The sequence below is a fragment of the Oxalobacteraceae sp. CFBP 8761 genome (genome assembly GCA_014841595.1).
Taxonomy (GTDB): domain Bacteria; phylum Pseudomonadota; class Gammaproteobacteria; order Burkholderiales; family Burkholderiaceae_D; genus Telluria.
Window position 1 is genome coordinate 33,194 of the sequence record JACYUE010000001.1, and the last position, 21,094, is coordinate 54,287.

Genomic DNA, 21,094 nt, shown 5'->3' on the forward strand with positions numbered 1-21,094 from the left:
CACATGCTCGAATTTACCCTGCTCAAAAAAGACACCAGCGGCCTGTCGCACGCCCGCCGCGGCCGCCTGAAGCTGAACCACGGCACCATCGAAACCCCGATCTTCATGCCGGTCGGTACCTACGGCTCGGTCAAGGCGATGGACCCGATCGAGCTGAAAGACGTCGGCTCGCAGATCATCCTGGGCAATACCTTCCACCTGTGGCTGCGCCCGGGCGTGGACGTGATGAACAAGTTCGGCGGCCTGCACAAGTTCATGGGCTGGGATGGCCCGATCCTGACCGACTCGGGCGGCTTCCAGGTGTTTTCGCTGGGCGCGATGCGCAAGATCACGGAAGAGGGCGTCAAGTTCGCCTCGCCGATCGACGGCTCGAAACTGTTCCTGTCGCCGGAAATCTCGATGCAGATCCAGCGTGCGCTCAATTCGGACATCGTGATGCAGTTCGACGAATGCACGCCGTACGAAATCGACGGCCGCCCGGCCACCGCCGACGAAGCGGCGAAATCGATGCGCATGTCGCTGCGCTGGGCCCAGCGCTCGATGAACGAATTCACCAGTGGCGGCAACCCGAACGCGCTGTTCGGCATCGTCCAGGGCGGCATGTACGAGCACCTGCGCGACGAATCGCTCGCAGGCCTGGAAGACATCAACTTCCCGGGGCTGGCCATTGGCGGCCTGTCGGTTGGCGAGCCAAAGGAAGACATGAAGCGCATCCTGGCCCACGTCGGCCCGCGCCTGCCCGAGAACAAGCCGCACTACCTGATGGGCGTGGGTACGCCGGAAGACCTGGTCGATGGCGTGGCCAATGGCGTCGACATGTTCGACTGCGTGATGCCGACCCGGAACGCCCGCAACGGCTGGCTGTTTACGCGCTTTGGCGACGTCAAGATCAAGAATGCGCGCTATAAAGAAGAGATGGCGCCGCTCGACGAGAGCTGCACCTGCTACTGCTGCCAGAATTTCTCGCGCGCCTATCTGCACCACCTGCACCGCTCGAACGAGATCCTGGGCGCGCGCCTGAACACGATCCACAACCTGCATTACTACCTGAATCTGATGCAGGAAATGCGCGACGCGATCGACGCCGACGGTTTCCAGGCCTTCCGCGTCAAGTTCGCGGCCGACCGCGCACGCGGCGTGTAAGCACTTGCTTACCCTGCAGCCCCGATCTTGCCGTATTGACGGTTGGGGCTGCATGCAATATCGACCGGTTTGTCTTGCAATACCTGAAAGCAAGACGACATACTGCCGGATATGGTTTGCGGCTTCTGGCCGATGCTAGAATACACCGCTTATTTTTTTAACTTCACCATCGGAGCTCTTGTGTTCATTTCCAACGCGTACGCGCAAACTGCCCCTGTCGCCGATGCCGGCATCATGGGTAGCCTGACGACCTTCCTGCCGCTGATCCTGATGTTCGTGGTCATGTATTTCCTGATGATCCGTCCTCAGCAGAAACGCCAGAAAGAGGCGAAAGCCATGATGGACGCACTGGCCAAGGGCGACGAAGTCGTGACCGCCGGCGGTATCGTCGGCCGTGTTTCGAAAGTGGCCGAAGCCTATGTGACGCTGGAGGTTGCCGTCGGCACCGAAATCACCGTGCAAAAGAATTCGGTGACCACGCTGCTGCCAAAAGGCACGCTGAAAGCCCTGTAAGCCCTGCTGTGCGCCGTGCGGGGCAACCCGCACTGCCTAACCTGAACGCCGGAACACTATGAATCGCTATCCCGTCTGGAAATACTTACTGATCGTCATTGCGCTGCTGCTGGGCGCCTTGTACACGGCACCGAACTACTTCGGCGAAACGCCGGCGTTGCAGGTCACATCAGGCCGTTCTACCCTGAATATCACGAGTGCCTCCACCACCGTGGTCGAGGATGCGCTCAAGCGTGCCGGCATTCCTTCCACCGGTATCACCCTCGAAGGCACGGGCCACACCACCTCGGTGCGCGCGCGCTTCGCCGGTACCGAAGAGCAGTTCAAGGCCAAGCTGGCTCTTGAGCGCGAACTGAACCGCGACCCTGCCAATCCCGATTACATCGTCACCGTCAACCTGGTGAAGAACACCCCGGCCTGGATGACGGCCATTGGCGCAGCGCCGATGAGCCTGGGCCTGGACTTGCGCGGCGGCGTGCACTTCCTGCTGCAGGTCGACACCAAGGCGGTCCTCGACAACAAGGTCAAGGCCCTGCAGTCGAGCGTGCGCAGCAACCTGCGTGACAAGAACGTGCGCCATAGCGGCATCGAGCGCGTGCGTGACACCATCGAAGTGCGCTTCCGCGATGCTGCCACCCGCAGCAACGCGCGCAACGTGCTGGCCGCGCAGTCGAGCGAGCTGGCCTTTGCCGACGCCGCCGATGGCGCCGACATGAAGCTGGTCGTGAGCCTGAAGCCCGAAGCCATCAAGCGCTCGGTCGAAGACGGCATCAAGCAGAACATCATGACGCTGTCCAAGCGTATCAATGAACTGGGCACCACCGAGCCGATCATCCAGCAGCAGGGGGCCGACCGCATCGTGGTCCAGCTGCCAGGCGTGCAGGACGTTGCCCGCGCCAAGGACATCATCGGCCGCACCGCCACGCTCGAACTGCGCATGGTCGACACCACCGTGACCCCGGGCACCGAGCTGTCGGCAGCGATTCCGCTGAACTCCGAACTGTTCACCGAAGGCCGCGGCGCACCGATCGTTGTCTCGCGCGACATCATCCTGACCGGCGAATCGATTTCGAGCGCCACCGCCAGCTTCGACCAGAACCAGCAGCCTGCCGTTTCGCTCGACCTGAACGGCGACGGCGGCCGCCGTATCCGCCTGGCCACGCGTGAAAACGTCGGCAAGCGCATGGCGATCCTGCTGAAAGAAAAGGGCGTCTACAACGTGCTGTCGGCCCCGACCATCCAGAGCGAACTGGGTTCGAGCTTCCAGATCACCAATATGGGCAGCTCGCAGGACGCCAACGAGCTGGCACTGCTGCTGCGCTCGGGCGCGCTGTCGGCGCCGATGGAATTCGTCGAGGAACGCGTGATCGGCCCGCAACTGGGCGCCGAGAACATCGAGCGCGGCCTGCATTCCACCATCTGGGGCTTCGTGGCGATCGCGATCTTCATGATCATCTACTACCACCTGTTCGGCGTGTTCTCGGCGCTGGCGCTCGCGGCCAACGTGCTGTTCCTGCTGGCGCTGCTGTCGATCCTGCAGATCACGCTGACGCTGCCGGGTATCGCGGCAATCGCGCTGGCACTGGGCGTGGCAATTGATTCGAACGTGCTGGTGAACGAACGTATCCGCGAAGAGCTGCGGGCCGGCGCGACGCCGCAGGCGGCGATTTCAGCCGGTTCCAAGCATGCCTGGGACACCATCGTCGACTCCAACGTCACCACGCTGATCGTCGGCCTGGCGCTGCTGATCTTCGGTTCCGGTCCAGTGCGCGGCTTTGCCGTGGTCCACTGCCTGGGCATCCTGACCTCGATGTTCTCGGCCGTGGTCGTGGCCCGCGGTTTCGCCAACCTGTGGTACGGCCGCCAGAAAAAGCTGACGAAGATTTCGATCGGCACGGTCTGGCAGCCTGGCATGACGCCTAACAAGAAGTAAGCACCGGGATACGACAATGGAATTTTTCAAGATCAAACGGGACATCCCGTTCATGCGCCACGCGCTGGTCCTCAATGCGATCTCGGTGATCACATTCGTGGCGGCGGTGTTCTTCCTGATCACCAAGCCCCTGAACTTCTCGGTGGAGTTCACGGGCGGCACGGTGATGGAGCTGCTCTATCCAAAGGCGGCGGACCAGGAAAAGATCCGCAACACGCTGCGCGGGATGGGCTATTCGCACCCTGAGGTGGCCAGCTTCGGCACCGCGCAGGACATCATGCTGCGCCTGCCGATCGTCGCGGGCGCGCCAGCGGCGAGCAGCTCGACGGCCGTGTTCAATGCCATTTGCCGCGACGAGCAGGGCACGACCAAGCAGACGCAAACGACGACCGACAAGGGTGAAGTGCTCAACCGCACCAGCTGCGTCGCACCAGGCGGGCAAGAGCTGATCAGCCTGCAGCAAGTGCAGTTCGTCGGCCCGTCGGTCGGCGAGGAGCTGGCCCAGAACGGCCTGAACGCGCTGCTGATGGTCATCCTGGGCATCGTGGTCTACCTGGCAATCCGCTTCGAATGGAAATTCGCTGTCGCCGCCGTGGTCGCCAACCTGCACGACGTGGTCATCATCCTGGGCTTCTTCGCGTTCTTCCAGTGGGAATTCTCGCTGACGGTGCTGGCCGCAACACTGGCGGTGCTGGGTTACTCGGTCAACGAATCGGTCGTCATCTTCGACCGGATCCGCGAGATGTTCCGCAAGCAGCGCCGCATGAGCGTGCCGGAAGTGATCGATCACGCGATCACCAGCACGATCTCGCGCACGATCATCACGCACGGCTCGACGCTGATGATGGTCCTGTCGATGCTGTTCTTCGGCGGCTACGCGCTGCACTACTTCGCGATCGCGCTGGCCATCGGCATCTGCTTCGGTATCTACTCGTCGGTGTTCGTGGCGGCGGCTGTGGCGATGTGGCTGGGCGTCAAGCGTGAAGACCTGATCAAGCCGGTCAAAGAGAAAGACGACACCGACGGCGCGGTCGTCTGACCGATTGCACGATTGCGGCTTTGTGTGTGTCAACGCACGGAGCCGCGATGTGCCCGTATTTATAGTGGAACTGTCTCTTTCAGGACATCCCTAGTTTTGGACTTCACCCGCCCCGGCAACGGCGCGGGTTTTTTTTGTCCCGCATTCCTTACAAAAAAGCGGGGGTCAGGTCTGACATTCGGACACGATCTCGACAGAAAAGCGGGGGTCAGGTCTGACATTCGGACGCGATCTCGACAGTCAGGCAGCCTGAACGCGCTGACACTTGGCCATGCTAATCGTGGGCGAGACGCCATTGAACGTGGCCACGGCTGAGATCGTGTCCGAATGTCAGACCTGACCCCGGCTGTGCTACCGGGCACCGAAACGCGCTCAAGAGACGAATCACCGATATGGGACGGAGTTCCAGCCCAGCTCGGGCATTTGACGATGTGCCGCTGTGAGACAATCGGCGAGATTTCATTGAACGAGCCCGCTTATGCTGACTGCACCGATGCCATTGGACGAACCTGAGCGCCTGCGGGCGCTCGAACGGCTCGGCGTCCTCGACACCGCGCCCGAACGTGAGTTCGATGCCCTGGTGGCAATCGCTGCCCTGGTGTGTGGCGTTCCGATCTCGCTGGTCAGCCTGATCGACCACGACCGGCAATGGTTCAAGGCCAATGTTGGCTTGCCCGGGGTGACAGAGCTGCCCCGCGATGCGGCGTTCTGTGCTCACGCGATTCTGGATGACGGCATTTTCGAGGTGCCTGATGCCCTGGCCGACCCTCGCTTCGCCGATAATCCGCTGGTCGCAACCGCGCCAGACATTCGCTTCTACGCCGGCGCCACGCTGCGCCTGAGCGACGGTGCCCACGTCGGCACGCTATGCGTGATCGACCGTGTGCCCCGCCGACTGAGCGAGACGCAGCGCGAAACGCTGCGCCTGTTGTCGATCGCTGTCGTCCAGGCACTGGAATCGCGTCGCATGGCACGGGGTTTCCTGGCCAGTGAAACCCGCTTTCGCACGCTCAGCGAGGCATCTCCGTTAGGCATGTTCGCCGCCGATGCGGCTGGCGCCTGCACCTACACCAATGCTCGCTGGCAAGCCATTTACGGTTTGAGCGAGGCCGAGGCGCTGGGCCACGGCTGGAGCCATGCGCTGCACCCCGACGACAAGGCCGCCGTTTTCGCCCAATGGGAGCGCGCGGCGCCGCTGAAGCACGAATTCGACATGGAGTTCCGGGTTCGCCACCACGACGGCGCGGTGCGTCATGTGCGCGCTGTTGCGCGGGCCTTGCTGGATGGCGATGACGAGGTCACGGGCTACGTGGGTTCGGTGGAAGACATCACCGAGCGCTTGCAGTCGCGCCGGACACTCGACGACGAGCGCGTGCGCCTGGCAGCGATCATTCAGGGCACCGGGGCGGGCACCTGGGAATGGAACGTCCAGACGGGCGAGACGCGCTTCAATGAGCGCTGGGCCGAGATTGTGGGCGCCACCCTGGACGAGCTTTCCCCGACCACGATCCAGACCTGGGCCGATCTGGCCCACCCCGAGGACAAGGCGCGATCCGCTGCGCTGCTGCAAGCCCACTTTGCGGGTGAGACGGCGACTTACGAATGCGAGGCGCGCATGCGTCACCGCGACGGCCACTGGGTCTGGGTGCTCGACCGCGGCAAGGTGCTGACCAGCACCGCAGACGGCCAGCCCGAGTGGATGTTCGGCACGCATCTGGATATCACGGCGCGCAAGGCGCAGGAAGATCGGTTGCGCAAGAGCGAGGAACTGCTGAACCGCACCGGCGCCCTGGCACAGGTCGGGGGCTGGGAGGTAGACATCACCAGCGGCACCGTTCACTGGTCCGAGCAGACCTGTCGCATCCACGGCGTGGAGCTCGATTACCAGCCCCAACTGGCCGAGGCAATCGACTTCTATGCGCCGCAAGCCCGCCCCCTCATCGAGGCCGCGGTAGCGCAGGCCATGGCCGACGGCACGGACTGGGACCTGGAACTGCCTTTCATCCAGAAGAGCGGCCGCAGGATCTGGGTGCGCGTGGTGGGCCATGCGACGTTCGAGGGCGGAAAACCGGTGCAGCTGTTCGGGGTGTTTCAGGATATTACCCAGCGCGTGGAAAGCCGCCAGGCCCTCGATGCCGCTCAACAACGCATTGTGCTGGCGACCGAAACCGGTGGCATCGGGGTCTGGGAGCTGAACGTACAGACAGGCGTATTCACTTGCGATGCCCTGATGTACGCGCTGTACGGCCTGCCGGAGGGATCGGGTACGGACGGCTACGAACACTGGGCTCGCCACCTTCACCCCGCCGATCAGAGCCGCGCCAGGCAGGAGTTCAAGTCGGCCCTGGAAAACGGTACCGATTTGCGCTCCGAGTTTCGTGTGATCTGGCACGACGGCTCCGTGCATTTTCTTCGTGCCGCTGGCAGTGTGAGGCGTGATGCCGAGGGCCAGGCTCTGCACATGGTGGGCGTGAGTTGGGATGTGACCCCACTGCGCGAGCTCGCCAACCAGCTGGCCGAGCAGCATGAGCTCCTGCGCGTGACGCTGCAGTCGATTGGCGACGCCGTGATCACCACCGACGCCGAAAGCCGGGTGACCTGGTTGAACCCGGTAGCCGAGCGCATGACCGGCTGGCTGTCCAGTGAAGCACTCGGGCGCCCACTGACCCAAGTCTTTCATATCGTCAACGCAGAGACCCGGAATCTCACCGAGAGCCCTGTGGCCAACTGCTTGGCACAGGGCAAGATCGTGGGCCTGGCCAAGGACACCGTGCTGATCTCGCGCAATGGCGACGAGTTCGGCATTGAGGATTCCGCTGCACCGATCCGCAACCCGAGTGGCGATGTGCTCGGCGTCGTGCTGGTCTTTCACGATGTGACTGAACAACGTCGACTGTCCGGTGAGATGAGCTACCGCGCCACGCACGACGCCCTCACGGGCCTGGTCAACCGGGCCGAGTTCGAGACCCGGTTGCGCCGCACCCTGGACAAGGCGCACGAGGACCGTAGCGAGCATGCCCTGCTGTATATCGATCTCGACCAGTTCAAACTTGTGAACGATGCCTGCGGCCACTCGGTGGGCGACCAGCTCCTGCAGCAGGTGGCCAAGCTGCTGCGCGAAGCCGTGCGTGCGCGTGACACGCTGGCCCGCCTGGGCGGCGACGAATTCGCGGTCATCCTCGAACACTGCATGGCCGACCAGGCACTGCGCGTGGCGCAGCAGATCTGCGACCGCATGGAGGCGTTCCGGTTCGTGCACGACGACCGCCGCTTCCGTATCGGCACCAGTATCGGGCTGGTGCCGATGGACAACCGCTGGACCAGCACGGCCGCCGCCATGCAGGCGGCAGACACGTCGTGCTACGCCGCCAAGGAGGCGGGCCGCAACCGTGTGCATGTCTGGTTCGACACCGACCAGGCCATGCGTACCCGTCATGGCGAAATGCAGTGGGCCGCGCGGCTGGAGCAGGCGCTGGATGAAGGCCGGTTTGTGCTTTATGTGCAGCGCATCGACCCGCTTGGCGAGGGTGCCACGGGGCTTCACGCGGAAGTGCTGATCCGGCTGCTGGACAACGATGGCAGCCTGATTCTGCCGGGGGCCTTCCTGCCGGCTGCAGAGCGCTTCCACATGGCCACGCGCATCGACCGCTGGGTGCTGACGCACGCCGTCCAGCAGATTCAGGACATGGCCGATTTGTGTACGCTGCAAACCTTGTGCATCAACCTGTCAGGCCAGTCGGTGGGCGACCGCGCGTTTCACCGATATGCCATCGACGTATTGACCGAAGCGGGGAGTGCCGTCTGCCGCTGCATCTGCCTGGAGATCACGGAGACCGCTGCCGTCACCAATATGGCCGATGCCGCGATCTTCATCGAACAGGTACGCGCTCTGGGGGTCAGGGTCGCACTCGATGACTTCGGGGCCGGAGCGTCGTCGTTCGGCTACCTGAAGACGCTCAAGGTCGACCTGCTGAAGATCGATGGCAGCTTCATCCGCGACGTGATCGACGATCCGCTGGACGCCGCCGCTGTACGCTGTTTCGTTGATGTGGCCCGCGTGGTGGGGGTCAAGACGGTTGCCGAGTTCGTCGACCAGCCCAAAGTGCTGGAACGCGTGCGTGAGATCGGCATCGACTACGCACAAGGGTACTTGCTGCACAAACCCGAGCCGATCGGGAACCTGTTCGGCGCTGCCGCGCTACGCACGCCGGCCTGAATCAACGCCGCGGCCAGGTCGATGATCTTGCCGCCGCCCTGGAAAGGTGGCGTGCAAGGTGCTTGCGCTACAACTGCCACGGATGGTTGTTCCTGCCATCGAGCGCGCTGTCGAGATACGTCGCGGCGCTGATCAGGGCCAGGTGCGTGAACGCCTGCGGGAAGTTACCGAGCAGCTCAGCCTTGCCGGTGAACTCCTCGGCGTACAGCCCGACGTGGTTACCGTAGGCGAGCAACTTTTCCATATTGTTGTGCGCCTGCTCCAGGCGGCCGGCGCGCGCCAGGCATTCCACGTACCAGAACGAGCAGGCCGCGAACGCGCCTTCTTCGCCTTCGAGACCATCGTCGCGGTCGTAGCGCAGCACCAGCGCGTCGTCGCCCAGCTGGTCGCCGATGGCGTCGAGCGTGGCCAGCCACTGCGGGTCGGTCGAGCCGATGAAGCGCACCAGCGGCATCATCAGCATCGCGCCATCGAGGTCGGTGGAGCCCTTGCTGCGCACGAAGTGGCCCAGTTCCTTGTTCCAGAAGGTGGCCCAGATGTAGTTGGAGATGTCGTTGCGCGCCGCGATCCACTGGTCGAACGGGGCAGTCAGCGAGCGCTTGCTGGCCAGGCGGATCGCCCGGTCGACCGCCACCCAGCACATGAGTTGCGAGTGCAGGTGCTCGCGCGGCGCTTCACGGCCTTCCCAGATACCGGCGTCGGGCCGGCGCCAGTTGTCGCACACGAAGCCGACCACGTGGCACACGCCCAGCCAGCCGGCGTGCGAGATCGCTTCCCCATACTTGTTGCTCAGGTAAACCGCATCGAGCAGGGCGCCGAAGATATCGAGCTGCAGCTGGGTCGCCGCATCGTTGCCGATCCTGACCGGCTGCGAGCCGGCATAACCGGCCAGGTGATCGAGATCGACTTCGGCCTGCACCTCGCCGCCGTCAAGCGCGTACATGATGCGCAGCTGGCCGTCATCGGGCCCATGGCTGGGCCGCTCGGCCGACCAGCGCGTGAACGCCTTGGCTTCCTCGGTGTAACCAAGGCGCATCAGCGCATACACGGTGAACGAGGCGTCGCGGATCCAGGTCGAGCGGTAATCCCAGTTGCGCGAGCCGCCCAGTACCTCGGGCAGGCCGAAGGTGGCGGCAGCGACCATCGAGCCATGACGGCGCGAGGTCATCAGCTTGAGCACCAGCGCCGAACGCGTGACGTCCTCGCGCCAGCGGCCCTTGTAGGTCGAGCGCCTGGCCCAGTTGCGCCAGTGCGCGACGACGTCGACGACCAGCGTGTCGCGCGCAGCCTGGTCAAGGGGCGGGTCGCCTTCTTCGTCCATGACGATGTCGATCGACTCGCCGGCCTTCAGCACGAAGCTGGCGCCGGCGCCGCCGTCGACAGCGGTGAAGTCGACCGGCGCGCACAGGCGCAGCGACGGCGCGCCGGCGGCGGAAAACACCACCTGGTCCTGCGTGATGCTGACCTCGGGCTGCAGGCGCGCATAGTCAAAGCGCGGCTGGCAATCGAGCCGCATCCGTACTTCGCCCTTCGTGACTTCCACGCGCCGCAGCACGCATGCCGCGCCGTGACCGATTTCCTCGGGGCCGGCCATCAGGTCGGTGATCTGGACGCTGGCCTCGTCACTCAGCCACTGCGTGAGCAGGACGTTGGTGTCGGGCAGGTAGGTCTGCACGACGCGCGCATCGGGCATCTGTGGCGCGAGCGTGAAGTGGCCGCCCTTGTCCGGGTCGAGCAAGGCGGCGAAGATGCTGGGGCTGTCGAAGTCGGGCCAGCACAGAAAGTCGATCGTGCCGTCGGTAGCGACGAGCGCCATCGTGGCCAGGTTGCCGATGGCGCCGTGGTTGGCAATCGGTCTTGGCGGCGGGGTGCCGGCCGAATTATCTGAACGTTCAACCATTGTCTTCGAAGCCCGGATACAGTGCCATGCCGCCATCGACGTACACCGTGGTGCCGGTCATGTAGTCGGCCAGGTCGGACGCCATGAACAGCGCCAGCGCCGCGACGTCGTCGACATCGCCGATGCGGCCATACGGGATCAGCTTGAGCAGCTTGTCGGCTGCTGCGCCTTCGGTGGCCTCGGCATTGATCGGCGTGCGGATCGCGCCCGGCGCGATGGCGTTGACGCGGATGCGGTCCGGCGCCACTTCCTGCGCCAGGGAGCGCATCAGCATGCCGATGCCGCCTTTGGAGGCCGCGTAGTTGACGTGGCCGGCCCAGGGAATGATCTCGTGCACGGAACTCATGCACAGGATGGCGCCATTGGCGCGCATGCGGCCGCGGTTGCCCTGCTCGCGAAATTGCCGGATGGCTGCGCGCGTGCACAGGAACTGGCCGGTGAGGTTGACGTCGATGACGGCTTGCCAGTCTTGCAGCGTCATCTCGGCGATCGGGGCGTCTTTCTGGATGCCCGAGTTGGCCACCAGGATGTCGATACCGCCGAAAGCCTTGACCGTCTCGTCGAACAGGCGCCCGACATCGTCTTCCTTCCCGACATTGGCCTGGACCGCCACGGCGCGGCCTCCGGCGCCCGTGATCTGCGCGACGACCTCTTCGGCCTTGTCGCGGCTGCTGTTGTAATTGACGACGACCTGGGCGCCGGCCTCGGCGAACGCGAGGCTGATGCCGCGGCCAATGCCGGAATCGCCGCCGGTGACGAGCACCACCTGGTCCTGCAAGCTGATTTTCATGGGATTCTCCAGAAGGTCGGGACGCACTGTTGCGTACGCCAGTGATTGGCGTGACCTTAGCAGAAAGCGGGGATGCGACCGGCACGCCATGGGTGGCAATGGCGTGTGGAAAAACGGGAACTGAATCCGTGCGAAAAGATGGTGTGAGTGTGAGTCACCGCACCGAGTGAGCACCCCGCGAGACATAAGATCAGGCTGTCTCTTTCAGGACATCCCTAGTTTTGGACTTTGGCCCGCTCGTCACCGAGCGGGCATTTTTTTGCCTAGAGCAGCGCCGAGGCCAGGCTCTTGACCTCTTCGCCCGACTCTTCCAGCACGCCCTTGAGCGTGCCGTGGCCGAACACGAAGTCGATGGTGGCCGCGGCCGCATAAGTCGTGGCGCCCACGGGCGCGAACAGCGGCGACGGGAACGGCGCCAGATCATTGGCCAGCAGCAGCGTGTCGCCGAGGGTTTCGGGTGGCAGCGCGCGCATGCCGTCCCACAAGGCTTCGATGGCGCTCATCACGGGCGCCGGCACGGCGAGCTGGTGCAGCACGCCGCGACCGATGGCCGCTTCGCCATGGTCGAGCCAGGCATCGAGATGATCGTCAAGCAGCCCCGGCATCGCTTCGGCGCGCGACAGCAGATAAAAGCCGCCGACTTCATGCACGATGCCGGCGAACAGGGCGGTTTCAGGGTCGACGAACGAGACGCGGCGCGCGATCACCTGGGCCAGTGCGGCCACGTGGGCCGAGTGTGTCCACAGCTGGTCGGCCTTCTTGCGCAGGCCGGGGTCGCGGATTTCGCTGGCCAGCTGGCGCACGATGACGGACGCGGCCAGCGCGCCCAGCGTGCGAAAGCCCACCCGCTGCACGGCGGCGGGCACGCTCGTGACGTCGTTGCCGGAGCGGTTGTAGGCGACCGAGTTGGCGATCGCCACGGTGCGCGCGGCCAGCAGCGGCTCGGCCTGCACGAGGCGGGCAGCGGCGTCGATGTGGCAATCGGGTTCACTCAACGCCCGCTGCAACTTGAGCGATGCGTGAACGCTGGTGGGAAACGTGAGTTCGCCCCTGCTGGCTTCAGCAGCGATGCTGTCGAGGGAAGAGAGTTGGTCCATCAAAAAATTATACCCCCAACCCACCAGAACGCGACCAACTATATTGCTCTAGAGAACCACGGGCCTTGGCCTGTGGCATCCCAGCGACCGGATTACGCTTCGCTGAAGATGGCGTCGCAGCCTTCTTTTGGCTCTTCAGTGTTTTCCAGCTCGTCGGCCAGGCCCAGATCGAACAGTTCTTCGACCGCGTTCATGTAGCTGTTGAGCTTGGTTGCGCCGATGAGGCGGTAAATGTCGCCGGCTTCGTTGCGCACGCCGATCAGCATCGGTTCTTGCTGGACTTCGTCCAGTGGGGCGACGTCGAGCAGGATGTTGCCGATGATGTGCTTGTCGAAATGGGCGGGCTTCTTGTCGTCGATGAGGGCGGTTTTCAAGGCGTTTCCTTCAGGTGGGGTGATGATGGCAGGGGACCGTTGCCGTGGCTGGCGATGCGGGTGCGCAGCAGCGTCAGGGCGGTTTCGAGCGTGGCGAAGTCGGTGTCGCTGTAAGCGTGGAACAGTTCCTTGCCGCGTGCGATCACGATCGGGAATACGTTGCAGAATACCTGTTCCCCGGCCGGCGTGAGGCGCACGAAGAACGAGCGCTTGTCGTCGCAGCTGCGCTCGCGCAGCACCAGGCCCTTGTGCTCCAGGCGTTCGATGACGCCGGTGAGCGTGCCCTTGGTGATCAGCGTGCGCTCGCCCAGCTCCTTGTAGCTCATGCCGCTCGTGTTGCCGAGCGTGGCGATGATATCGAACTGCGCGTGTGTCAAACCGTTCTGGCGCACGGCGTCGCCCGAGACGCGCTCGAAGCTCTGCATGCACTCGGCCAGCAGTCGGACGCTTTTTAGATATCGTTCCCCCATGGGCCGGGATTATAGCCGCCCGCTGCACTGACCGCTGCACCGCGCGTCCATCGGTACGCAATATGACGGGGTGGACCGCACAGGCTTGTTGCGCGAATGTTCTCCGGTATGATGTACGCCCATGTCGTTTGCACAGGCCTGTGGCCATTTCCTATTCGTGACCCTGACCATCCGCCGCGATGCAGCCTGACCTGTCCCTGCTGACCCAGGAGCGGCTGTTGCGCGTGCTACTGGTCAATGCCGGCGAGCCGGACGCGCTGACCTGGTCCGGGCTGTACCAGCCGCTGCGGCTGGCCGCCAAGGTACTGGGGCCCGAGCGCCTGCACGTCGACGTGCGCAGTCCCGACAAATTCATGGGCGACGCCCAGCGTCACTGGCACCTGGTGCTGCTGGTGGCCGACGAAGCCGAAGCGGCGCTGCGTCCGGCCAATCTGCGCGCCTTGGTCGAGCGCTGCCGCGCCGCGCCGTTCTGGGGCGGCGTCGGCGCCGGCGTGCTGTGGCTGGCCGACGCCGGCGTCCTGCATGGCGTGCGCACGGCGCTGCCGTGGGCGCTGTACCCGGACGTCAATGCCCAGGCCGAACAGGCCCTGCTCACCCCCAACCTGTACGAATTCGACGCCAACCGCCTGACCTGCTGCGGCGGCGCGGCCAGTATCGACTTCGCGCTGACGCTGGTCGACCTGCTGTTTGGCGCGACCGTCCAGGCGCAAGTGAAAGAGACGCTGTGCATCGACCGCGTGCGCGGCCCGGACGAGCGCCAGCGCGTGGCGCTGCAGGCCCGCTTCGGCGCGCTGCAACCGAAACTGTCCGAGGCGGTGGCGCTGATGGAAGCCAATATCGAAGAGCCGCTGTCCACCGACGAAATTGCGCAGCTGTCCGGCATTTCGCGGCGCCAGCTCGAACGCCTGTTCAAGCAATACCTGGGCAGCCTGCCATCGCGCTACTACCTCGAACTGCGCCTGCGCCGCTCGCGCCAGCTCTTGCTCGACACCAATCACTCGATCGTGCAGGTGGGGCTGATGTGCGGATTTTCGTCCGGCTCGCATTTTTCGACGGCGTTCGGGGCCTTGTTCGGCAATACGCCGCGCGAAGAGCGGCAGAGGAAGCTGGCGCAATAGCGCCGTCCGGTAGCGTCAAAAATGAAAATGCCTGTCGCACTTCTAAAAGAAGTTGTCGGCCAGCGTTTCTATAATGAATTGATCATGCGGGAGAAGCATCCCGCGCCATTTACATTGATTGGATGAGGAAAAAGCCATGAACGCTCAGCTTGATTCGGGTATCGCCACGCGGTCTGTCACCCGCCAGACCTTCGACGACGTCCTGGTCCCGACCTACGCCCCGGCCGCCATGGTGCCGGTGCGCGCATCGGGCCTGGACCTGTGGGACCAGGAAGGCAAGCAGTATCTGGACTTCACCTCGGGCATCGCCGTCACCTCGCTGGGCCACGCCCACCCTGAAGTGAACGAAGCGCTGACCAAGCAGCTCAACACCCTCTGGCACCTCGGCAATGGCTACACCAACGAGCCGGTGCTGCGCCTGGCCAGCGCCCTGACCGAAGCGACGTTCGCCGAGCGCGCGTTCTTCTGCAACTCGGGCGCCGAAGCCAACGAAGCGGCCCTCAAGCTCGCCCGTAAATACGCGCACACCAAGTTCGGTCCGCACAAGTCGCGCATCGTCTCGTGCCTGGCTTCGTTCCACGGCCGCACGTTGTTTACCGTGTCGGTCGGCGGCCAGTCGAAATACACCGAAGGCTTCGAGCCGCTGCCACCGGAACTGAGCCACATCCCGTACAACGACATCGAGGCCGCGCGCGCCGCGATTACCGACGATGTCGCGGCCGTGATCGTCGAGCCGATCCAGGGCGAGGGCGGCGTCATTCCGGGCAACCCGGACTACCTGAAAGCGCTGCGCGAGCTGTGCGACCAGACCGGCGCACTGCTGATCTTCGACGAAGTCCAGTCGGGCATGGGCCGCACCGGCACGCTGTTCGCCTACGAGCAGATGAACGTCAAGCCGGACGTCCTGACGTCGGCCAAGGCGCTGGGCAACGGCTACCCGATCGGCGCGATGCTCACGACCACCGAGATCGCCAAGCACCTGGGCGTGGGCAGCCACGGCACGACCTACGGCGGCAATCCGCTGGCCACCACCGTCGCCCTGAAGGTCCTGGAGATCATCAACCAGCCGGCTTTCCTCGCGCGCGTGAAAGAAGCCAACGTGGCGATCATGACGAACCTGCTGCAACTGGCGGCGGACTTCCCGCAGGTGTTCGGCCAGCCACGCGGCATGGGCCTGCTCCTGGGCCTGCCGATGGCGGAAACGTCGAAGGGCCGCTCGAAGGACTTCACCAAGATCGCCGAGAAGATGGGCCTGATGCTGCTGATCGCCGGTCCGGACGTCGTGCGCCTGGCGCCGGCGCTGATCGTCTCGGACGCGCAGATCGCCGAAGCGAACCGCATCATGCGCGCCGCCGTGGCCGAATTCCTGGCCGACGCCATCGACGAACCTGCGGCGCCACGCAAAGAGGCACCCGTGCCGGCACCCGACGCCGCCTGACGCATCGGACCCGCCGGCCGCCTTGACCAAGGCGGCCGGCTGCACGCACTGACCCACAGGGAGACCACATGTATGTTGTCCGTCCGGTAGATCGCGCGGATATCGGCGCGCTCGAAGCGATGGCCGCTATTTCGATGCCGGGGGTGCATACGCTCCCGCGCACGCGCGAAGGCATCAATGCCGCCGTCGAGCGCTCGCTCGCCTCGTTCGCCGCGCAAGTCGATATTCCAAGCGAAGAATCGTATCTGTTCGTGCTCGAAGACCTGCGCTCGCGCGAGGTCGTCGGCACCGCCGCCATCCACGCATCGGCCGGCTCGAACGGCACCTATTTCGCGTTTCGCAACGATGTCATCCAGCAGGTCTCGCGTGACCTGAACATCAGCCACAACGTGCACGCACTGACGCTGTGCTCCGAGCTGACTGCCTACTCGCACCTGTCGGGTTTTTTCGTGCGCAACCGCGAGAGCGCGGGCGTCGAGGCGGCGCTGTTGTCGCGCGCGCGCCTGCTGTACGCGATGCTCGCGCCACACCGCTTTGGCGACCGTTTCTTCGTGCCGCTGGCCGGGCGCGTCGATGCCGATGGCCAGTCGCCGTTCTGGAATGCGCTGGGCCGCAAGTTCTTCAAGATGGATTTTCTCGAAGCCGAGCGCCTGATCGAAGGCGCCCGCAACCGCACGCTGATCGTCGAACTGATGCCGCATTATCCCGTCTACGTGCCGCTGCTGCCGGGCGACGCCCAGGCGGCGCTGGGCCAGATCCATCCGGGTGGCCAGATGGCGTTCGACCTGCTGGCGCAGGAAGGCTTCGAAGCCGACGAGTACATCGACATCTTCGACGGCGGCCCGATCCTGCAGGCGCACAAGAACGCGCTGCGTTCGTTCGGCGCGTCGCAGCGCCTGCGCGTGGCCGCTGCCGGGCAGGAGTCGCCGAATCACGGCGCGCCGGTGGCGTACGCCGTCGCCAGCGTCGACAACGGCTTCCGGGCCGTGACGCTGCACTCTTCGCCGCTCGAACAAGGCTCGACGATCGCACTGCCGCGCGACGTCCAGCAAGCGCTTGGCGTCGCAGCGGGCGACGAGGTTGTCTGCCTGCGCATCGAAGGAGAAGCATCATGCTCGTGATCCGCGCCGCCAAAACGTCCGACCTGGACGCCCTGATCAATATGGCGCACCAGGCCGGCAGTGGCATGACCACGCTGAAGCCCGATCCCGAGATGCTGGGCCAGCGCCTGGCCACGTCCGAGGCGTCGTTTGCCGAAACCATCCGCCCCGAACAGCGCGACTACATGTTCGTGCTCGAAGAGCCGCAGGACGGCAGCATCGCCGGTGTCTGCGCGATCAAGGGCGCGGTGGGCCTGACCGAACCGTTCTACAACTACCGCATCGGCACGCTGGTGCACTGCAGCCGTGAGCTGAATGTCTTCACGCGCATGGAGACGCTGTACCTGTCGAACGATCTCACCGGTTCGACCGAACTGTGCTCGCTGTTTCTGCTGCCCGAATACCGCGTGGGCTTCAATGGCAAGTGGCTCTCCAAGAGCCGCTTCCTGTTCATCGCCCAGTTCCAGCAGCTGTTTACCGAAAAGATCATCGCCGAGATGCGCGGCTACCAGGACGAGGGCGGCGATTCGCCGTTCTACGAAGGCCTGGGCCGGCACTTCTTCAAGATGGATTTCAACCATGTCGATGGCCTGACCGCGATCGGCAAGAAATCCTTCATCGCCGAACTGATGCCGCGCCAGCCGCTGTATGTCGACTACCTGCCGCAATCGGCCATCGACGTCATCGGCAAGGTGCACACCTCGACCCAGCCGGCGCGCCGCCTGCTGGAGCAGGAGGGCATGTACTACGAAGGCTATGTCGACATCTTCGACGCCGGCCCCGTGCTGCAGGGCCGCGTGTCCGAACTGCGCGCGGTGCGCGACAGCGTGCTGGCCGTGGCGGCGCAAGGCTTGCCGGCGATCGACGCCGGCGAGGTGCTGGAAGGCGCACCCAAGGACGTCGCCCACGACACCGAACACATGCTGGTGTCGAACACGCGCCTGGACGACTTCCGGATGATCCTCACGCGCGCCGTGCCCGGCGCGGGCAGCGTGGTCCTGAGTCCCGACGAGCTGGCGCTGCTGCGCATCGCCGCCGGCGACAATGTGCGTACCCTGACACTCAATACCAGGAAAAACACCCATGGCTAATCTCTCGAATTACATCAACGGCGAATGGCTCGCCGGCAGCGGCGCCGAACTCGCGACGATCGACCCGTCGACCGGCCGCCAGACCTGGACCAGCAATGCCTCGAGCCCGGATGACATCGCGCGCGCCGCGCAAGCCGCGCACGACAGCTTCGAAGCCTGGGCCTTGATGCCGCTGGCCGAACGCATCGCCATCGCCACGCGTTTTCGCGATCTGCTGAAGGACAACGCCGAGTCGCTCGCCGCGACGATCGCCGAAGAAGTCGGCAAGCCTTTGTGGGAAGCGCGCACCGAAGTGGCCACGATGGCCAACAAGATCGACATCTCGGTCCAGGCGCACGCCGCGCGCACCGGCGAGAGCGCAACCAAGGTCGCCGACGGCAACGCCGTGCTGCGCCACCGTCCGCACGGCGTGTTCGCCGTCTACGGGCCGTACAACTTCCCCGGCCACCTGCCGAACGGCCACATCGTGCCGGCGCTGATCGCGGGGAACACGCTGCTGTTCAAGCCGAGTGAATACGCACCGCGTACGGCGGTCAAGACAGTGCAGCTGTGGGAGCAGGCCGGTTTGCCCAAGGGCGTGCTGAACCTGGTCAACGGCGGCCGCGACACCGGCATCGCGCTGGGCCAGCAAGCGCTGATTGACGGCGTGCTGTTTACCGGCAGCAGCCAGACCGGCGCCGCGCTGCATAAACAGTTCGGTGGCCAGCCGGGCAAGATGCTGGCGCTGGAAATGGGCGGCAACAATCCGCTTGTCGTGTGGGGCGTAGAAGACATCGACGCGGCTGTGCACCACACAGTGATGTCGGCGTTCATCTCAGCGGGCCAGCGCTGCACTTGCGCGCGCCGTCTCGTGATCGAAAACGGCGCTGCCGGCGACGCGTTCCTGGCGCGCCTGGTGGCCGTGGCTGCACAGTTGCAGGTTGGCCCGTCGAACGCCGAACCGCAGCCGTTCATGGGCCCCGTCGTCTCGAGCGCCGTCGCTGCGCGCCTGGTGCAGGCGCAGGAAGACATGGTCGCGAAAGGCGGCAAGCTGCTGCTGGCGATGCGCCAGCTCGACCCGAACACCGGCTTCGTCACTGCCGGCATCGTCGACACGACCGATGCACAGGGCATCCCGGACGAAGAATGGTTCGGCCCCTTGCTCCAAGTGATCCGCGTGGCGAGTTTCGACGAGGCGCTGCGCGTGGCCAACGCCACCGACTACGGCCTGGCCGCAAGCCTGCTGTCGCCATCCGAAGACCAGTGGCAGCGCTTTGCCGTGCGCGCCCGCGCCGGCATCGTCAACTGGAACCGGCCAACCACCGGCGCGGCCAGCTCGGCGCCGTTTGGCGGCGTGGGCAAGTCGGGCAATCACCGTCCGAGCGCGTATTACGCCGCCGATTATTGCGCCTATCCGGTCGCCTCGATCGAGAACCCGGTGCTGGACATGCCGGCCAAGCTCTCGCCCGGCTTGCGCTTTCCGGCTGAAGGAGCTTGAGCATGCGCGACGCACGCGAATTCAATTTCGACGGGCTGGTTGGCCCGTCGCACAACTATGCTGGTCTGTCGTTCGGTAACGTGGCCTCGTTCAGCAATGTGCGCAGCAGCTCCAATCCGCGCCAGGCCGCCTTGCAGGGCCTGGCCAAGATGCGTGAGCTGGCCGCGCGCGGCTTTGCGCAGGCGGTGATGCCGCCGCAGGGCCGCCCGAATTTCAGGTTGCTGCGCAGCCTGGGTTTTTCGGGCACCGATGCCGATGTGCTGGCCCGCGCCTATCGCGAAGCGCCGGTGATCCTGGCCTGCGCCTGGTCGGCCGCGCCGATGTGGACCGCCAACGCGGCCACTGTCAGCCCGTCGGCCGATTCGCTCGATGGCCGCGTGCACTTCACGGCCGCGAACCTGAACAACAAGCTGCACCGCTCCGAAGAACACGTGCAGGCCACGCGCACGCTGCGCGCGATCTTCGGCAACAGCGAACATTTCATGGTGCACGACCCGCTGCCATCGGTGCCGGCCTTTGCCGACGAAGGCGCGGCCAACCACACGCGCTTTGCCGCGAGCCACGGCGCGGCCGGCGTCGAGTTCTTCGTGTATGGCCGCGTCGAGTTCGATCCGTCCGCACCGGCACCCAAAAAATACCCGGCGCGCCAGACACTCGAAGCGTCGCAAGCCATCGCGCGCCTGCACGGCCTGGACCCGGCGCGCACCGTGTTCGCATCGCAGAACCCGGACGTGATCGACCAGGGCGTCTTCCACAACGACGTCATCGCGGTCGGCAATGGCAATGTGCTGTTCTATCACGAGCAGGCATTCGCCGATGAAGCGGGCACGCTCGACGCGCTGCGGCGCGCGCTGGCCGTGGCCGGCACCGAGCTGCACCCGGTGCGCGTGGCGAGCAGCCAGGTGGCGGTGGGCGACGCTGTCGCCAGCTACCTGTTCAACAGCCAGCTGCTGTCCAAGGCCGATGGCCGCATGGCGCTGGTGGTGCCGCACGAATGCCGCGAGAACGCCGCAGTTGCCGATTATCTGGCAGGCTTGCTGGCGGGGCGCGGGCCGATCGACGAATTGATCGAATTCGATCTGCGCCAGAGCATGCGCAATGGCGGCGGGCCGGCGTGCCTGCGCCTGCGCGTGGCGCTGACCGATGCCGAGGCGGCCGCAATGCACCAGGGCGTGATCATGACCGAGGCGGTGTACGCGCAACTGGTCGCGTGGGTCGAACGCCATTATCGCGACCGCATCGAAACGCAGGATCTGATGGACCCGCAGCTGGCGCTCGAATGCGCCGCCGCGCTGGAAGAACTCACACGCATCCTCGGCTTGCCGGGGCTGTACGACTTGTAACAGCAGGATTCGGACGGGTAATCCCTGTCCATATAAAGCAGGGCAGCGCCAC

General features: G+C 64.8%; 16 protein-coding genes. 11 read left to right on the plus strand and 5 right to left on the minus strand.

Annotation, left to right across the window (positions count from 1 at the left end; genetic code table 11):
- Nucleotides 1-3: 3 nt before the first annotated feature.
- From tgt to IFU00_00160, 5 genes are all read left to right on the plus strand, one after another.
- Complete coding sequence (gene tgt / locus IFU00_00140) at nucleotides 4-1,143, plus strand: tRNA guanosine(34) transglycosylase Tgt (protein MBD8540683.1); 1,140 nt, start codon at nucleotides 4-6, stop codon at nucleotides 1,141-1,143.
- 180 nt (nucleotides 1,144-1,323) lie between these two features.
- A complete protein-coding gene (gene yajC, locus IFU00_00145; protein ID MBD8540684.1) occupies nucleotides 1,324-1,656 on the plus strand; it encodes a preprotein translocase subunit YajC in 333 nt (110 codons plus the stop codon).
- Between the two features lie 58 nt (nucleotides 1,657-1,714).
- The gene (gene secD / locus IFU00_00150; protein ID MBD8540685.1) at nucleotides 1,715-3,589 is read left to right on the plus strand and encodes a protein translocase subunit SecD; all 1,875 of its coding nucleotides are present in this window, start codon (nucleotides 1,715-1,717) and stop codon (nucleotides 3,587-3,589) included.
- A 16-nt stretch (nucleotides 3,590-3,605) separates the two neighbouring features.
- On the plus strand, nucleotides 3,606-4,628 hold the full coding sequence (secF, locus tag IFU00_00155; protein ID MBD8540686.1) for a protein translocase subunit SecF: 1,023 nt from the start codon (nucleotides 3,606-3,608) through the stop codon (nucleotides 4,626-4,628).
- Between the two features lie 478 nt (nucleotides 4,629-5,106).
- On the plus strand, nucleotides 5,107-8,844 hold the full coding sequence (locus tag IFU00_00160) for a PAS domain-containing protein (protein MBD8540687.1): 3,738 nt from the start codon (nucleotides 5,107-5,109) through the stop codon (nucleotides 8,842-8,844).
- A 67-nt stretch (nucleotides 8,845-8,911) separates the two neighbouring features.
- On the opposite strand, the gene IFU00_00165 is transcribed toward IFU00_00160, so the two are convergent.
- The 5 genes from IFU00_00165 to IFU00_00185 all read right to left on the minus strand — a co-directional run bounded on the left by IFU00_00165 (nucleotide 8,912) and on the right by IFU00_00185 (nucleotide 13,475).
- Complete coding sequence (locus tag IFU00_00165; protein ID MBD8540688.1) at nucleotides 8,912-10,744, minus strand: glycoside hydrolase family 15 protein; 1,833 nt, start codon at nucleotides 10,742-10,744, stop codon at nucleotides 8,912-8,914.
- Nucleotides 10,737-11,534, minus strand: a complete 798-nt coding sequence (gene fabG / locus IFU00_00170) for a 3-oxoacyl-ACP reductase FabG (GenBank protein MBD8540689.1) — start codon at nucleotides 11,532-11,534, stop codon at nucleotides 10,737-10,739. Before fabG ends, IFU00_00165 begins: the two co-directional genes overlap by 8 nt.
- Nucleotides 11,535-11,797: 263 nt before the next feature.
- Nucleotides 11,798-12,631, minus strand: a complete 834-nt coding sequence (locus IFU00_00175; protein ID MBD8540690.1) for an HDOD domain-containing protein — start codon at nucleotides 12,629-12,631, stop codon at nucleotides 11,798-11,800.
- A gap of 92 nt (nucleotides 12,632-12,723) precedes the next feature.
- On the minus strand, nucleotides 12,724-13,005 hold the full coding sequence (locus IFU00_00180) for a hypothetical protein (GenBank protein ID MBD8540691.1): 282 nt from the start codon (nucleotides 13,003-13,005) through the stop codon (nucleotides 12,724-12,726).
- Nucleotides 13,002-13,475, minus strand: coding sequence for a MarR family transcriptional regulator (locus IFU00_00185; protein ID MBD8540692.1), 474 nt, complete (start codon nucleotides 13,473-13,475; stop codon nucleotides 13,002-13,004). The genes IFU00_00180 and IFU00_00185 overlap by 4 nt, the downstream gene beginning before the upstream one ends.
- 179 nt (nucleotides 13,476-13,654) lie before the next feature.
- Here IFU00_00185 and IFU00_00190 point away from each other — a divergent pair, with 179 nt between their 5' ends.
- The 6 genes from IFU00_00190 (at nucleotide 13,655) to astB (ending at nucleotide 21,042) form a co-directional block, all read left to right on the plus strand.
- On the plus strand, nucleotides 13,655-14,593 hold the full coding sequence (locus IFU00_00190) for a helix-turn-helix domain-containing protein (GenBank protein ID MBD8540693.1): 939 nt from the start codon (nucleotides 13,655-13,657) through the stop codon (nucleotides 14,591-14,593).
- A 136-nt stretch (nucleotides 14,594-14,729) separates the two neighbouring features.
- Nucleotides 14,730-16,031 carry an acetylornithine/succinyldiaminopimelate transaminase gene (locus tag IFU00_00195; GenBank protein MBD8540694.1) on the plus strand — a complete coding sequence of 434 codons (1,302 nt, stop codon included), beginning with the start codon at nucleotides 14,730-14,732 and terminating at the stop codon, nucleotides 16,029-16,031.
- A 68-nt stretch (nucleotides 16,032-16,099) separates the two neighbouring features.
- Complete coding sequence (locus IFU00_00200; protein ID MBD8540695.1) at nucleotides 16,100-17,152, plus strand: arginine N-succinyltransferase; 1,053 nt, start codon at nucleotides 16,100-16,102, stop codon at nucleotides 17,150-17,152.
- Complete coding sequence (gene astA / locus IFU00_00205; GenBank protein MBD8540696.1) at nucleotides 17,143-18,222, plus strand: arginine N-succinyltransferase; 1,080 nt, start codon at nucleotides 17,143-17,145, stop codon at nucleotides 18,220-18,222. Before IFU00_00200 ends, astA begins: the two co-directional genes overlap by 10 nt.
- Nucleotides 18,215-19,699 carry a succinylglutamate-semialdehyde dehydrogenase gene (gene astD / locus IFU00_00210; protein MBD8540697.1) on the plus strand — a complete coding sequence of 495 codons (1,485 nt, stop codon included), beginning with the start codon at nucleotides 18,215-18,217 and terminating at the stop codon, nucleotides 19,697-19,699. The genes astA and astD overlap by 8 nt, the downstream gene beginning before the upstream one ends.
- Nucleotides 19,700-19,701: 2 nt before the next feature.
- Nucleotides 19,702-21,042 (plus strand): N-succinylarginine dihydrolase, encoded by a 1,341-nt coding sequence (astB, locus tag IFU00_00215; GenBank protein MBD8540698.1) that lies wholly within the window; start codon nucleotides 19,702-19,704, stop codon nucleotides 21,040-21,042.
- Nucleotides 21,043-21,094: the final 52 nt, after the last annotated feature.